A 1,449-nucleotide genomic window follows, 5' to 3' on the forward strand; every position below is an offset into this window, starting at 1 on the left:
TACTCCAGTCTGACTTCGCGATCTTGTCGCGGACCCGGCTGGGAACGGGTACGGCCACCGCGTGATCATCGGGGGTTGTGTGGACTCCTGAAGATCGTGCGGTGGCCGCAGGCCATAGCGTAGACCCTGCCCGCTGGCGAGCGATGTTCGACCAGGTCATGGCCCGGATCGCGGGACGCTTCGGCCGAGTTGAACCCCGGGCCACGGCCCGCTCCTACCTGCTCGGACTGCTGTCGGGCGTCGAACGCAAGAACTGCTGGCAGCTGGCCGAACAGGCGGGCCATACCCGGCCCGGGCCGATGCAGCGCCTGCTGCGCTACGCCCGCTGGGACGCCGACGTGGTCCGCGACGACCTGCGCGCCTACGCCGCCGAACACCTCGGCACCGACGGCGCCGTTCTCGTGGTCGACGAGACCGGCTTCCTGAAGAAGGGCCGGTCCTCGGCAGGAGTACAGAGGCAGTACACCGGCACCGCGGGACGCATCGAGAACACCCAGGTCGGCGTGTTCCTCGCACTGGCCACGAGCCGGGGACGGGCCCTGATCGACCGACGGCTCTACCTCCCCGAACACTCCTGGACCAACGATCCCGAACGCCGCACCGCGGCCGGGATACCCGAGACGGTGCAGTTCGCCACCAAGCCCCGCCTGGCCGCCGAGATGATCACAGCCGCACTGGAAGCCGGAATCGGCGCTTCCTGGGTGACCGGCGACGAAGCCTACGGCCAGGACCCCCAGCTCCGCGCCGCCCTCGAAGCACACGGCATCGGCTACGTGATGGCCGTCGCCTGCTCGACGCGGGTCAGGATCAACCACGGCCGCACCCCTGTCCGCGCGGACACCCTCGCCGGCCGCCTGCCCGGCACGGCCTGGCAGCGGCACAGCGCCGGCAACGGCGCGAAAGGCCCGCGCCACTACGACTGGGCCTGGATCCACACCGGCACCGGCAACCACCGCCACCTGCTCATCCGACGCAACCGCACCACCGGCGAACACGCCTTCTACCTGTGCTGGTCACCCACCCAAGTGCCCCTGTCCGAACTGGTCCGCGTCGCCGGTGTCCGCTGGAGCGTGGAGGAGTGTTTCCAGGCCGCCAAGGGCCAGGTCGGACTCGACCACTACCAGGTCCGGCACTGGACATCCTGGCACCGGCACATCACGCTCGCCATGCTCGCCCTGGCCTTCCTGACCGCCCTCGCCGCCGACACGGCACCCCAACGGCCCGCCGATACGCACCAGCCCGCCCGCAGCCAAGATCCGATCACGCTGACCGTCCCGGAGATCCGCCGCCTCCTCGCCGCCGTCTTCAACCCACCAGCCGTAACCGCGGCCAGGCTGCTGCACTGGTCCAACTGGCGCAGACGCCACCAGGCAACAGCCAGACACAGCCACTACCGACGGCGAACCGCCGACGAAACCGCTGAATAGATCACGAAACCGCACTGGAGTA

The 1,449-nt window shown here is 69.6% G+C and carries 1 protein-coding gene; it reads left to right on the forward strand.

Features of this window, described 5'->3' with window-relative positions; translation table 11 throughout:
- The first annotated feature begins 158 nt into the window (after positions 1 to 158).
- Positions 159 to 1,427 carry an IS701 family transposase gene (locus ACIHCL_RS36970; RefSeq protein WP_399868938.1) on the forward strand — a complete coding sequence of 423 codons (1,269 nt, stop codon included), beginning with the start codon at positions 159 to 161 and terminating at the stop codon, positions 1,425 to 1,427.
- Positions 1,428 to 1,449 lie beyond the last annotated feature (22 nt).

The organism is Streptomyces sp. NPDC052042 (assembly GCF_044548345.1).
Lineage (GTDB): Bacteria > Actinomycetota > Actinomycetes > Streptomycetales > Streptomycetaceae > Streptomyces.